The organism is Mesorhizobium loti CJ3sym, from assembly GCF_000472785.1.
Taxonomy (GTDB): Bacteria; Pseudomonadota; Alphaproteobacteria; order Rhizobiales; family Rhizobiaceae; genus Mesorhizobium; species Mesorhizobium loti_E.
The window spans coordinates 39,896-53,786 of record NZ_AXAL01000034.1; the positions used below are offsets into that span (position 1 = coordinate 39,896).

Here is a 13,891-nt window from a genome sequence, read left to right on the forward strand (position 1 = left end):
CGCGCAGATATTCAGCCGCTGGACTTGACGCGATAGAGCTCGAGCGGGGCGCCACGGGTCTCCGTCACCGGCTCCAGCCAATCCGGCACGTTGCCGCGCATCAGCCCGGCGAGGAAACCGTCCGGTGCCTTGGCCGCGAACAGCTGGCTTTCCGGATTGTCGCGGCAGAGCGCGATAAGGCCGACATGGTGGCTTTCGACGATGGCTTTCGCATCGGCGGCCGAACCCAGCAAGGCATCGAACACCAGCAGGTTTCCGGCGACGTTGCGATGGTAGGGCCCGGCGAAGACGCGATGACCGGTGAAGGCGAGGATGGGCGAGCCAAGATTTGAGATGGCAAGCACCGTGGTGGGGGCCATCCGGCCGAGTGCCGCGAATGACGCCTTGCTGTTGCACGGCGCATCGATGCTGGCGTTCTGGACAGGTGCGCCGGCCTCGAAAGCGTTCGATGCGGCCTCCGCGGCGCCCGACCAGATTGCATTGACCGAAATCAGCCAGGCTGCGGCCATCCTGAGCACCGAACCGCTGGACGGGCTGGTCTCGGCCCGCTGCCGCCATTTGGCGATCCAGGCCGAAAGCGGGATCACGGCAAAGGCGATCGAGAAGGTCGAGCCGCGCACTTCCCAGGCGCTGACCAGGACCGCCACCACCAGCAGCGCGCCGACGAGGCTGTCCTGCCGCCGCCAGCCGCCATGGCTGAAGTGAAGCGCCATCAGGATGATCGCCACCAATGGCGTGGCAAAGCGCGCCACCGCCCTAGCCGGGTCATCGGAGACGAGCTGGACGATAGACTGCGCCTCCTCGATATAGCCGAGCCACATCTGCTGCAGACGCGGGTCGAGATGGGCATAGGGCGCCGCCAGGCATTGCGGGAACAGCAGCACCACGACGAGAGCGAGTGCCGCGGCAAGCACGCCAAGCGAGATCACGCGCCGGGTGGCCGTTGCGTTGGCGGCTTTCCATGAAGTGATGATCGCCAGTCCAGCGCCGGCCAGCCCGGCGACGGCGAACTGCACGATCGAGAACGTGTCGCACTGGGCTTGGCCCCAGGATGACACCGGGACGGTGGTGACGAAGACGACGGCCGAAACGCCGGCGACGCCGAGGCCGAAATCCCTGGCGATCAGCCTTTCGCCGTCACCCCTCGCGAGAAACAACAGCGCGACGACGGCGCCGAGGGTCCCGGCATAGGGAGCGCTTTCCATGCCGATGGCGAGCGTCAGCGTGGCGCAGATGCCCGCGACGAAGGCAGCCCACCGGGACGTAGGTGCCTCGAGCAGCAGAGCGAGGCTCGCCAGCGTCAGCATCAGCTGGACATTGTGATGATCGAGCGCGCCGGGGGAGAAAATGCCGATGTAGTACAGGGCCGCGCCACCAACGACGGCAGCGGGCAGCACCGCGTGTGCGCCGGCGAAAGCGCGTGCGGCGCGGATGATGAAGAACATCGCAAGCCAGAATTGCAAGGCGGGCCAGAGTATCTGCACGATTTGTTCGGCCAAGGCGGTGCTGCCGGTGAGTGCCGACACGGCAAGGATGCTCAGCGCCAGCGGCGCGTCGAGCAGCCGCGACCAGTGCATGATGAAGCCGCCCTCCAGCCCCATCCGGTACTGGTGCAAGTCGAACCAGCCCTGGCCGCCCATGAGGTCGCGGACTTGGACCAGTTCCAGCAGGCTGTCATTGTCACCAGCCGGATTGGCCAGTTGCGGGAACCCGGCATGGGCATTGAGAGCCAACAGTACCAAAGCGGCAAGCAGCGCGAACGCGATATCGGACTTCCCTGAGGAAGTTCCCCTTGCTGTGCCCATCCCGATCGCCCTTGGCGGGAATGCCGGGCCTTATCAGACCAATCGGCACTCATGAAGTCGGTCTTAAACCTAGCCTTAACGGCTTCAATAAATAGTAAAACCGCCTGAACGGGGCCGGTTTCCGGCGTGCGACCTGTGGTCGACAAGGCATTCGGAGACGAAAATGCCGCAATACATCAGACATGAACCCGTCATCGCCGTGCTCCTGCCTTGCTACAATGAGGAGCTGACCATCGCCGAAGTGGTGCGGCGGTTCCGCGAAACGCTGCCTGCGGCGACCATCTATGTCTATGACAACAATTCGAAGGACCTGACGGCGCTGCGCGCCCGGGCGGCCGGCGCCATCGTGGTTCGCGAGCCGCGCCAGGGCAAGGGCAATGTGGTGCGGCGCATGTTTGCCGACATCGACGCCGACATCTATCTGATGGCCGATGGCGACGGCACCTATGCGCCCGAGGACGCGCCGCAGCTGATCAACACGCTTGTGACCGAGCGCTCCGACATGGTGGTGGGCACCAGGCGCGGCGTCACCGACGATGCCGGCAGGGCCGGCCATGCTTTCGGCAACCGCGTCTTCAACAGCCTCTACAAATGGCTGTTCGGCAGCGATTTCACCGACATCTTCTCCGGCTACCGCGTCTTCACCAGGCGTTTCGTCAAGAGCTTTCCTGCCGTCTCCGGCGGCTTCGAGATCGAGACCGAAATGTCGGTGCACGCCTCGCAGCTCAAATTGCCGGTCAGCGAAATCGCGCTCGACTATGGCCGCCGGCCGGAGGGATCGTCGTCAAAGCTGTCGACCTTCCGCGACGGCGCGAAAATTCTCTGGATGTTCGCCATGCTGATGAAGGAGACGCAGCCGCTGCGCTTCTTCGGCGCCTTTTCGCTGTTCTTCCTGACTTCCAGCCTGTTGCTGATGGCGCCGGTTCTGGTCGAGTTCGCCGAAACCGGCCTCGTGCCGCGCATGCCGACCTGGGTGCTGTCGGTCGGCCTGCTGCTCTTGTCGATGCTGGCGGCGGTGACCGGGCTGATCCTCGATTCCGTCTCGCGTGGCCGCGCCGAACAGAAGCGTATCTTTTATCTCTCGATGCCTTCGGGTCGGGTCGAGCGGCGCGCTAGCGAAGTGGTGCAAAAGCCGCAGCCGGGCAAGACGCCGCGCGCGGCCTGAACGATGCAACGGCTCGTCCGCTTTGTCTTCGCCGGCGGTATCGGTTTCGTTACTGATGCGGCAGCACTCTGGCTGCTGCTCGCCGTCACGCCGCTCGGGCCGTTCACCGCCCGCGTGCTGTCGATAGGCTTCGCACTCTGCGTCACCTGGCAGCTCAACCGGCATCTGACCTTCTCGCCGTCGCGCCGTGGCGTGGCAAGGGAAGGCGCCCGCTATGGCGGCGTCGGCATCGCCACCAGCATCGTCAACTATCTCGTCTATTCGGCTATCCTGCTTGCGCTGCCGGAGGCACCGCCGCTGGCTGCCCTTGCCGTCGCCTCCCTGGTCGCCATGACGCTGTCTTTCCTCGGTTACTCACGGCTGGTCTTCGACCGTTGATGCATGTCGCCCAAAAGTGGCTTCCCGGTTTTGGGGCAACGACATGCATAAAAGGAAAGGCTGCTGGCCCGATTGGCAGAAGGCGCCGCGACCCTTATATCGCTCTCGTCGACTGCGCTGGGAACCCGCCATGAAGCTGAAAATCGCCGTCCAGATGGACCATATCTCCACCGTGTCGATCGCCGGCGACACTTCGTTCGCGCTTTCGCTGGAAGCGCAGCGGCGCGGCCATCAATTGTTCCACTACACGCCCGACCGGCTGTCGCTGCGCGACGGCAAGGTGTTCGCCCGCATCGAGGAGATGCAGGTGCGCGACGAGAAGGGCAACCATTATTCGCTGGGCGACAAGGTGCGCACCGACCTGTCGGAGATGGACGTCGTCCTGCTGCGCCAGGATCCGCCCTTCGACATGAACTACATCACCACGACGCATATCCTCGAACGCATTCATCCGAAAACGCTGGTGGTCAACGACCCGGCCTGGGTGCGCAACAGCCCGGAAAAGATCTTCGTCACCGAGTTTTCCGATTTGATGCCGGACACGCTAATCACCAAGGATCCGCTGGAAGTCGCCGCCTTCCGCAAGGAGTTCGGCGACATCATCGTCAAGCCGCTCTACGGCAATGGCGGCGCCGGCGTCTTCCATCTACTCGAGGGCGACCGCAACCTCGCCTCGCTGCTCGAAATGTTCGGCCAGCTGTTTCGCGAGCCCTATATCGTGCAGCGCTATCTCAAGGACGTGCGCAAGGGCGACAAGCGCATCATCCTGATCGACGGCGAGCCTGTCGGCGCCATCAACCGGGTGCCGGCAGAGCACGATTCCCGCTCCAACATGCATGTCGGCGGCCGCGCCGAGAAAACCGAGCTGACCGAGCGGGAGCGCGAAATCTGCGCCCGCATCGGACCATCGCTGAAAGAACGCGGCTTCATCCTGGTCGGCATCGACGTCATCGGCGACTTCATGACCGAGATCAACGTGACCTCGCCGACCGGCGTGCGCGAAGTCGCCCGTTTCGGCGGCGCCGACATCGCCAGCCTGTTCTGGGACTGCGTGGAGGAAAAGCGGCGGAAGTCGGCCACGTAATATGCGTTGTTACGGAGGACTTTGGTGGGTCCAGAGAAGCATCGAAAGAAACTCTTTATCGAGTAAGACTGCCGAGAAAGCGGCTCATCACATCAAACTCTGTCCCGGAAGCGCCGAGGCCTCAGTTTCCGAGGAAGGAGACCGATAAGTCTGGTCTGCAATTTTCGCTGTGGTGTTGCCCAGTCTTTCAGCAGAAAACCCGCATCGGGGTTCTTTTCCAGCAATTCAAAAGCCGCAGACAGTCCGATCAGGTCGACCAAGGTCCTGCGCATTGAGTGGCGGGAGATCAAATGCTCCAGTCCCGGCGCCACTTCGCACCAACGATTGGCCAGTGCCCGCCGTACCGCTATTTCGATATCAGGCGACCTCCTGCCGATGGCAACTCCGGCACCCAGGACGCGCCCATCCGCCCAGCCATTGCCGCCGTGAAGCCGATAACTGCCAAGAGCCCGCCCAATCCTCACGGTTCCGCCGATCATATGGGCGGCACGAGCCACATAATCGTCGGCACACATCCTTATTTCGTCCGGATCAGATGGACGCATGATTTCAAGCGGAGCTCGACGAAACATCATCCCCGATGTGGTTGACCAAAACCAACCCACTGTACCCCGATCAACAAATAGCAAAGTTGGGTCAGCTTCGGTATCGACATGCAGGTAGCCGCTCATTTTCGGCATCGATCGCGGGTCATTCACGTGGAATACGGGGTGACCGCCCGCAAGCAGGTTGCCGGCCGCATCTATCAACACCTGGTCGGAGCTCGACATCGCCGCGATACGGGTGTGGCTGAGATGCGCTCTCGCATGGCATTCTATGAAGTCAGGATGCCAAGCATCGTCACCGTCAAGAAAGGAGATCAGAGGTCCGGCTGTCGCGTCAAGCCCGGTCATCATTGTTGCCAACTGCCCGCCATTTTGCAGCCGGGGCAGAAAGCGGAAACGACTGTCGCCAAGCTGGGACAGACACTCTTCAATCCTTCGGCGGGAACCGTCGGTCGAAAAATCATCGACCACGACGCACTCGAACGCAGTGTACGTCTGCGCCGCTACGGATCGGATCGCCGTGTCGATGAATGCCTCTTGATTGAAACAGCCTACGCAAACGGATACGGTTGGTAGCGCGATGTGAGAGCCAGCCCCGCTTGGGAGGATGTTTTCTTTCAAGAGGCGTTTTCTCCGTACACGAAATTTGATCGCCTGAGATATTCCGTCGATCAAATGGCGATGTCTTCTTTGCCAAATTTCTCTCTGTCGAAGCGAGTTTTTCTCCCGCACCCATGATCGCAATTGCCGCATGTTGACTCTACAGCACGGGTATCGCCCGCCTGCCAAATTCGAGATTGTCAGAGCCATACTACGTCATGGCCGTAACCTCAGAAAAGGGCACCCTTCCGCGAAATCGCAACCTGCTCTTCAGGCAAGTTTGCTGTCGGACGATCCGTTCATATCCTATTCGGGAATGTCCGGTACGCCCCTCGGATTAGCAAGTCATATGCCTTTCCTTCCACGCAGCCACCGTGCCTGGTTTCTCATCTCGCCAACCTGGTCCATCGAAACCAGTTCTAGCGTCAAAACCATTCGGACCTATGCCGTTCTGCATAGACTCAGGAACCCCCGTCACTCGCTGATCTTCCTGTCCAACACTCAGGCCGAGGCTGATCTGTTGAAACAGTCCGGCGAGGCCGCCGTCCTGCACAACAAGACTTCAACAACCTCCGAACACATATTCAGGCCTCTCGATGACGTCCCTGTAGAATTTGATGCAATCTACAATGCGCAACTGGCTCCGTGGAAGCGCCATGACTTGTCGCTTGGCATCCAGCGTTGCGCATTTGTCTTTTATCGAAGTTCAAGCGAGTCTTCTACGACGGACTCGGAAAGAGCAAGAATAAATCGGCACAGGGAACTCGCGCCGCATCACGTGTTTATCAACGAGTTTGACGGCACCGGCAAGCCTGTCCGATTGGCACCGGCTCACGTGAACACGCATCTAAATCGTGCAGCCGTGGGAATTTGTCTCTCTGAAGTGGAGGGACCAATGTTCGCCAGCACAGAATATCTTCTCGCGGGGCTTCCCGTGGTCACGACGCCGAACCATGGTGGCCGAGACCTTTATCTGGATGACGACTATTCGCTTACAGTTCCACCCGATCCTCGATCCATCGCGGAGGCCGTCTTAGCGCTGAAGGCGCGACGAATTCCCCGGGCTTACATTCGTTCGCAAACTTTGAAACGAGTTGAACAAGACCGCGGGCGGTTCATAGACCTCGTAAATGAGATTTTTCTGGAAAGCGGCTCTTTGCACCGACTCGCCATGCCTTGGCCTTTCCGATATCCTGTCATGGAGTGGCTTCCACCCCAGATCGCAATCGATCGATCCCTTTCAGGTTCGGTCGATGCCTTCGTAACCACTTAGACGGCAACAGCCTCGGATTGCCGGAGGAACGGGTCGCCCTCCTGACGCGGTCGAGAGCAAGCGGAAGCAGCCGTTTTCATTTTGTCTTAACCATGTTCCGTTTTTGCAACCGGGTACAACGCGGCTGCAACCAGAACGGCTGCGCGTTCCTGTAATGTTCTTGATTTGGTCAAGAAATCGTGATTACTTCCCGAAGAGGCCGCTCCTGGTCTGATCGCACAGGCTGGGGCAAGCCCATATCCGGGGTACAAAAATGGTGGCGCGGGTTCGCACGGTCGCTTTCCAGGGCATAGAGGCCGTGCCGGTCGACGTGCAGGTGATGATCGCGCCCGGCAAGGTCAACATGCATATTGTCGGCCTGGCCGACAAGGCGGTGGCCGAAAGCCGCGAGCGCGTGCAGGCAGCGCTCCACGCGTCCGGCCTGTCGATGCCGTCGAAGAAAGTCACCGTCAATCTGGCGCCCGCCGACCTGCCCAAGGAAGGCAGCCATTACGATCTGCCGATCGCGCTTGGCCTGATGGCCGCGCTCGGCGCCATTCCGGGCGACATGCTGGCTGGCTATGTTGTGCTGGGCGAATTGTCGCTCGACGGCACGATTGCAGCGGTTGCCGGTGCCTTGCCGGCGGCGATCGGCGCCAATGCCGAGGGCAAGGGCCTGATCTGTCCGTTCGCCTGCGGGCCGGAAGCGGCATGGGCCGGCAAGGACTTCGACATATTGGCGCCGCGCAGCCTGATTGCCATCGCCAACCATTTCCGTGGCACGCAGGTGCTGTCGCGCCCCGAAGCCGGCATCCATGCCGCGGCACGCGACCTGCCCGACCTCGCCGACATCAAAGGCCAGGAGACGGCCAAGCGGGCGCTGGAAGTGGCGGCGGCCGGCGGCCACAATCTGCTGATGATCGGCCCGCCCGGCTCGGGAAAATCCATGTTGGCGCAACGGCTGCCGTCGATCCTGCCGCCGCTGGCGCCGAAGGAATTGCTCGAAGTCTCGATGATCGCCTCGGTGGCGGGCGAACTCGGCGAAGGCAAGCTGACAGACCGGCGGCCGTTTCGTGCCCCGCACCATTCGGCCTCGATGGCGGCGATGGTCGGCGGCGGCATTCGCGCGCGGCCGGGCGAGGTGTCGCTGGCGCATCACGGTGTGCTGTTCCTGGACGAGTTTCCCGAATTCACGCCGCAGACGCTCGATGCGCTGCGCCAGCCGCTGGAGACCGGCGACTGCATGATCGCGCGCGCCAACCACCGCGTCACCTATCCGGCGCGCATCCAGCTGGTGGCGGCGATGAACCCGTGCCGCTGCGGCATGGCCGGCGAGCCGGGCTATCGCTGCCTGCGCGGCGATCGTTGCCGCACCGACTATCAGGCGCGCATCTCCGGTCCGCTGCTCGACCGTATTGATCTCAGGATCGAAGTGCCGGCGGTGTCAGCCAGCGACCTGATACGGCCCGACCGGGCGGAAAAGAGTGCCGATGTGGCGCTACGCGTCGCCCGCGCCCGTACCATCCAACGCGAGCGTTTCGAGCGGCTCGGCGTGACCAGCGCCACCACCAACGCGCATTGCGCGCCAGCTATCATCGAAGACATCGCCATGCCCGACGCCGCCGGCCTGTCACTGCTCAGGGACGCCAGCGAAAAGCTCGCCTTTTCGGCCCGCGCCTACCACCGTGTGCTGAAAGTGGCGCGCACACTGGCTGATCTCGACGCCAGCGAAACCGTCGGCCGCATCCACCTGGCCGAGGCGATCTCCTATCGCATGAGCTCGGAACGCGTGGCGCAGGCGGCTTAGGTGCTGTCGCGTTTCAATTCGGCATCCTGCGGCCGATCTGCCATCGCTGAGCAGTAGAACGGACCATTGTCCTTGTCCGTTTTCAACCACCGAGATCGCGTGCACATCTCATTTAGGTAATCGGCGCTCGTTTGGTTAGAAAATTAGAGATGCCTGCGTCAAACGATTGTCCACTGACGTGCTCCCCGATTTTGGACCGCCCGGCTGGGGAATTCCCAGGGGTAGTGACGTAGAGAAAAAGAAACTCAAGCACGGTAATGTGTTCAAAAAGTACGCCGGTTCCACCTCACCTACGGTGGCCGCTCCAAGGCGGTTCTCGCTGTTGCAGCTGATGCTTCTAAAGGCGATTAAAGCCGACATTCAAGCTCTGCTTGCGGCACAGGAATCGACTGACGTTTGAAAATTGTCGTGACGGGCGCACGGTCAGCCGCCGGCTGAGCGGAATCGGGCCTATTATCCCGCCTGCTTCGCCTTCAGCTCCAGCCGCCGCGCGTGCAGCACTGGCTCGGTGTAACCGTTGGGCTGGCTGGTTCCCTTGAACACCAGGTCGCAAGCGGCCTGGAAGGCGATCGAAGTGTCGAAATCCGGCGCCATCGGCCGGTAGAGCGGATCGCCGACATTCTGGCGGTCGACGATGGCGGCCATGCGCTGCAGGGAATCGCGCACCTGGATCTCCGAACACACTTTGTGGCGCAGCCAGTTGGCGATGTGCTGCGAGGAAATACGCAGCGTGGCGCGGTCTTCCATCAGGCCGACATCGTTGATGTCGGGCACCTTGGAGCAGCCGACGCCCTGGTCGATCCAGCGCACGACATAGCCCAGAATGCCTTGCGCATTGTTGTCGAGCTCGCGCTGGATTTCGTCCGGCGTCCAGTTCGGCCGCACGGCCACCGGCACCGACAATATGTCGTCGAGCTTCGCCTTCGGCCGGCTCTTCAGCGCCGCCTGCACAGCATGGACGTCGACCTTGTGATAGTGCGTGGCATGCAGCGTCGCCGCTGTCGGCGACGGTACCCAGGCGGTGTTGGCGCCGGCCTTGGGGTGGGCGATCTTCTGTTCCAGCATCGCCGCCATCAAATCCGGCATCGCCCACATGCCCTTGCCGATCTGGGCATGGCCGGCGAGCCCGCATTCGAGCCCGGTGTCGACATTCCAGGCCTCATAGGCGGAAATCCAGGCGGCCTGCTTCATATCGCCCTTGCGGATCATCGGGCCGGCTTCCATCGAGGTGTGGATCTCGTCGCCGGTGCGGTCGAGGAAGCCGGTGTTGATGAACACCACGCGTTCTTTCGCCGCGCGGATCGCCTCCTTGAGGTTGACGGTGGTGCGCCGCTCCTCATCCATGATGCCCATCTTGATGGTGTTCTTCGCCATACCGAGCAGGGCTTCGACGCGGTCGAAGATCTCGACGGCAAAGGCGACCTCTTCGGGCCCGTGCATCTTCGGCTTCACCACATACATCGAGCCGGCGCGGGAGTTCATCCGCCGCCCCTTCGCTCCGACATCGTGCAGCGCGATCAGCGCCGTCATCGCCGCGTCCATGATGCCTTCGGGCACTTCGTTGCCGTCACGGTCCAGGATCGCCGGATTGGTCATCAGGTGGCCGACATTCCTGACCAGCATCAGCGAGCGACCGGGCACGATGAGCTGGCCGCCGGCGGGCGCGATGTAGGCGCGGTCGGGATTGAGCTTGCGGACAAAAGACTTGCCGCCCTTGCTGATCTCTTCGGCCAGGTCGCCCTTCATCAGGCCGAGCCAGTTGCGGTAGACGACGACCTTGTCCTCGGCATCGACGGCCGCGACGGAATCCTCGCAGTCCTGGATGGTGGTCAGCGCCGATTCCAGGATGACGTCGGCGATCCCAGCCGGATCGGTGCGGCCGATCTGGTTGGCGCGGTCGATGACGATCTCGATATGCAGGCCGTTTTTCACCAGAAGCACGGCTTCCGGGTTGGCGGCGTCGCCGCGATAGCCGACGAATTGCCTGGGGTCGGCCAGCGTCGTCGAACCGGCCCCGGCGCTGAGCTTCAGCGCGCCGTGCGCCAGCGAAAGGCCGTTCACTCCAGCCCATTTGCCTGATGTCAGCGGTGCGGCCTCGTCGAGGAAGCTCTTCGTCCAGGCGACGACCTTGGCGCCACGCGCGGGGTTGAAGCCCTTGCCCTTTTCCGCGCCGCCCGTTTCGGGGATGGCGTCGGTGCCGTAGAGCGCGTCATAGAGCGAGCCCCAGCGTGCATTGGCGGCATTGAGCGCATAGCGCGCATTCATGACAGGCACGACCAGCTGCGGCCCGGCAACGACAGCGATTTCCGGATCGACATTGTCAGTCGACACGCTGAAGGCCGGTCCCTCGGGGACCAGGTAGCCGATCTCCTTGAGGAAGCCCTTGTAGGCCTCCATGTCGATGGGCGCGCCATTGTCGCGATACCAGCCGTCGAGCTTTTCCTGCATGGCGTCGCGTTTAGCCAGCAGCGCCCGGTTCTTCGGGGCGAGGTCGTGGACGATGGCCGAGAAGCCGTTCCAGAAGGCCTCCGCTTCGATACCGGTGCCGGGTAAGGCCTCGTTGGCCACAAAATCATGCAGCTCGCGGGCAATCCGCAATCCGGCGATCTCGATGCGATCGGTCATAAGCTTGTCTCCAGACGGAAGGCTCGGGCGGGCCTTTGGCATGTCAGGTCTACAGGGTCAATTCGGCTTAAGGTGAAGGGGACGTTTAGGCAAGGTTGGCGACGGAGCGTCCTTCTCCCCGTTTACGGGGAGAAGATGGCGGCAGCCAGATGAGGGGCGGCGCAGAGTTACGTGAAATGGCGGTACGGCGAAATCGCGTTTCGGCAGCGCTGCCCCTCATCCGCCCTTCGGGCACCTTCTCCCCGTGAACGGGGAGAAGGAAAGGGCGCTCACACCGCAATTCTTGGCCTTCCCGAGGCCACCGCAACCACATGCGCCTCGATGAACATGCGCTGGGCTTCGACGGTCGAAACCCTGAACTCTGTCGCCACGTCGATCTCGGCGCTGTCGGTGCCGGCGTCCCGGGCGCGCTGGGCTACAATCGCCCGCACATCGGCCTCGGCGGCCGCGATCGCCGCCGCCTCGTCGAGGAAATCGCGCACAGTCTCACCCGAGGCCAGCCGGAACAGCCCTTCCTTGGGCTGGCTGACCCGCGCTTCGGCCGAGACCCTGACCTGGCCGACGACGGCGCCAAGCGCGTTGGCGACATCGGTGTCCTCCGGCACCACGCACTCATTGCCGACCAGCGGCGCCAGTCCCGCATAGTGCAGCGGCGCCGAGGCGCCGAGGCCTATGACCGGACGGTCGAGCGCGACGGTAAGGCGGGCGATGCCGGGATGGGAGTCGACAGCACGCTGCACCAGTGCGTGCGCCACGGTGGCGGCGCCGTCGAGCCCGTCCTCGGCGAAAGCCGTTTCGAGGATGTATTCCGCCGACCAGCGCGTCAGCGTCACCAGCACCCGCTCCGAGAGCACCTCCGGCGACGCCGCAATGGGCTGGCCACGGCCGTCGCGCTTGCGGGCAAACAGGTCGGCGCCAAGGCGCGCGGTGGCGGCATCCCAGTTGGCCTGCTTGCCCAGCACGTGTGCTGCGTCCGACGGGGTGAAGCCTGAGATATGCACCAGCCCGCGCGAGACCAGCCGGTTCAAGGTGGCGTTCTGGGCGTTCGATGTCAGCAGCCTGTCGAGGGCAAGCGGGGTCGCGCCGATCGCCTCGTAGAGCCGTGCTTCGGGAGCGGTCAACCCGGCGGCGAGCCTATCCGGCACGCCGGTGCGGACCGCGAAGCGGCCATCCATGCGGCCGGGGTTGGGCGCCCGCAGCTGGCGTTCGAGTTCCGATTTGACGGCGTCACCATGCGCCATGCCGGCCAGCGCCAGCGGCACCAGGCGGCGCGGCCCAAGCAGGATCTTCGGGTTGAGCGCGCCATCTTCCAGCGCCACCTCGGAATCGCCACCGAGGCCAAAGGTGCGCATGGCGACGGCCTCGACCATGGTGCGGAAACCGCCGACCGTGGCGCCTTCCGGATCAAGCCGCGGCCGACCCTTGTCGAGCACCGCGACATCGGTGGTGGTGCCGCCAATGTCGGAGACCACGGCATTGTCGAGTCCGGTCATGTGGCGGGCGCCGACCAGGCTGGCGGCCGGGCCGGAGAGGATGGTCTCGATCGGCCGCTGGCGGGCGAACGCCGCCGAGACCAGCGCGCCATCGCCGCGCACCACCATAAGGGGGGCAGCGATGTTGCGGGCTTCCAGAAACCCTTCGGTTGCCGCCACCAGCCGGTCGATCATCGAGATCAGCCGGGCGTTGAGCAGCGTCGTCAGCGCCCGGCGCGGGCCGCCGAGCTTGGCCGACAGTTCGTGGCTTGCCGTGACCGGCAGGCCGGTCTTGTCGCGGATCAGCTCGCGGGCGGCGATCTCATGCGCCGGATTGCGGGTGGCGAAATAGGCGCAGACGGCAAAGCCGGACACCGAAGCGCCGAGCTCCGGCAAGATGGCCTCAAGCCCGGACAGATCGAGCTTGGCGGCATTGCCGTGGACATCGTGGCCGCCTGGGCAAAACACCACCGGATCGGTGCCGAGTGCGGTCTTCAGCCCATCGCGGGCGAGGTCGGCTTCGGAAAAGCCGATCATGACCAGCGCCACGCGGCCGCCCTGGCCCTCGACCAGCGCGTTGGTGGCAAGTGTCGTCGACATCGACACCAGTTTGATCGCTGCCGGATCGGTGCCGGCCTTTTCAAGCACCGCATCGACCGCCCCGGAAATGCCGACAGCTAGATCATGCCTGGTTGTCAGCGCCTTGGCCTTGGCCAGCACCTTGCCCTTGTTCGGCCCTTGCTGTGGACCTTCGGTCTCGGACCACAGCACGGCATCGGTATAGGTGCCGCCGGTGTCGATGCCGAGGAAGAGGGGTTTTGGCTTGGTCTTGGCGGTCATGGAAAGGTCCGGGAATTCTCTTGCCACGCCCCTTAGCCGATACAGGCTGTCGGATAAAGGCGATACAGATGGGCCAAAGGGTGGGCGGGGTGGAGGGTTCTGCCGAGATGCCGGCGCGAGGCCCCCCTCTCTGTCCTGCCGGACTCCCCCCAAGGGGGGAGATTGGCTGTATGGACACCGGCGCCGATCCTGCGGCGTTGGCGAGTGGCGAAACCTGAGATGCATCAAATCTCCCCCCTGTTTGGACCGGAGACATCGCGAACAGGTGTGCGAAGACATCGCGAACAGTTTCGTGCGCTTTGCGCGGGGAGGTTCGTG

At 63.2% G+C, this 13,891-nt stretch carries 9 protein-coding genes; 5 read left to right on the plus strand and 4 right to left on the minus strand.

Features of this window, described 5'->3' with window-relative positions; all coding sequences use genetic code 11:
* Positions 1 to 11: 11 nt before the first annotated feature.
* Complete coding sequence (locus A3A9_RS0132270; protein ID WP_033838943.1) at positions 12 to 1,805, minus strand: hypothetical protein; 1,794 nt, start codon at positions 1,803 to 1,805, stop codon at positions 12 to 14.
* Positions 1,806 to 1,968: 163 nt separating this feature from the next.
* Between A3A9_RS0132270 and A3A9_RS0132275 the strand changes: the two genes are divergently transcribed.
* The 3 genes from A3A9_RS0132275 to gshB all read left to right on the plus strand — a co-directional run bounded on the left by A3A9_RS0132275 (position 1,969) and on the right by gshB (position 4,432).
* Positions 1,969 to 2,970 carry a glycosyltransferase gene (locus tag A3A9_RS0132275; protein WP_027062302.1) on the plus strand — a complete coding sequence of 334 codons (1,002 nt, stop codon included), beginning with the start codon at positions 1,969 to 1,971 and terminating at the stop codon, positions 2,968 to 2,970.
* A 3-nt stretch (positions 2,971 to 2,973) separates the two neighbouring features.
* Positions 2,974 to 3,348, plus strand: a complete 375-nt coding sequence (locus tag A3A9_RS0132280) for a GtrA family protein (protein ID WP_027062303.1) — start codon at positions 2,974 to 2,976, stop codon at positions 3,346 to 3,348.
* A gap of 130 nt (positions 3,349 to 3,478) precedes the next feature.
* Positions 3,479 to 4,432 (plus strand): glutathione synthase, encoded by a 954-nt coding sequence (gene gshB, locus A3A9_RS0132285; protein WP_027062304.1) that lies wholly within the window; start codon positions 3,479 to 3,481, stop codon positions 4,430 to 4,432.
* Between the two features lie 92 nt (positions 4,433 to 4,524).
* Here the strand turns inward: gshB and A3A9_RS41970 are convergent, their stop codons facing one another.
* A complete protein-coding gene (locus tag A3A9_RS41970) occupies positions 4,525 to 5,598 on the minus strand; it encodes a glycosyltransferase family 2 protein (RefSeq protein WP_161634563.1) in 1,074 nt (357 codons plus the stop codon).
* Positions 5,599 to 5,926: 328 nt separating this feature from the next.
* Here A3A9_RS41970 and A3A9_RS39985 point away from each other — a divergent pair, with 328 nt between their 5' ends.
* Both A3A9_RS39985 and A3A9_RS0132300 read left to right on the plus strand, forming a co-directional pair.
* Positions 5,927 to 6,850 carry a glycosyltransferase gene (locus tag A3A9_RS39985; protein ID WP_051371339.1) on the plus strand — a complete coding sequence of 308 codons (924 nt, stop codon included), beginning with the start codon at positions 5,927 to 5,929 and terminating at the stop codon, positions 6,848 to 6,850.
* Positions 6,851 to 7,103: 253 nt separating this feature from the next.
* The gene (locus A3A9_RS0132300) at positions 7,104 to 8,636 is read left to right on the plus strand and encodes a YifB family Mg chelatase-like AAA ATPase (protein ID WP_027062305.1); all 1,533 of its coding nucleotides are present in this window, start codon (positions 7,104 to 7,106) and stop codon (positions 8,634 to 8,636) included.
* Between the two features lie 453 nt (positions 8,637 to 9,089).
* Here A3A9_RS0132300 and A3A9_RS0132315 read toward each other — a convergent pair whose 3' ends face one another.
* Positions 9,090 to 11,261, minus strand: coding sequence for a malate synthase G (locus A3A9_RS0132315; protein WP_027062307.1), 2,172 nt, complete (start codon positions 11,259 to 11,261; stop codon positions 9,090 to 9,092).
* 269 nt (positions 11,262 to 11,530) lie between these two features.
* Complete coding sequence (locus A3A9_RS0132320; protein ID WP_027062308.1) at positions 11,531 to 13,573, minus strand: hydantoinase/oxoprolinase family protein; 2,043 nt, start codon at positions 13,571 to 13,573, stop codon at positions 11,531 to 11,533.
* Positions 13,574 to 13,891: the final 318 nt, after the last annotated feature.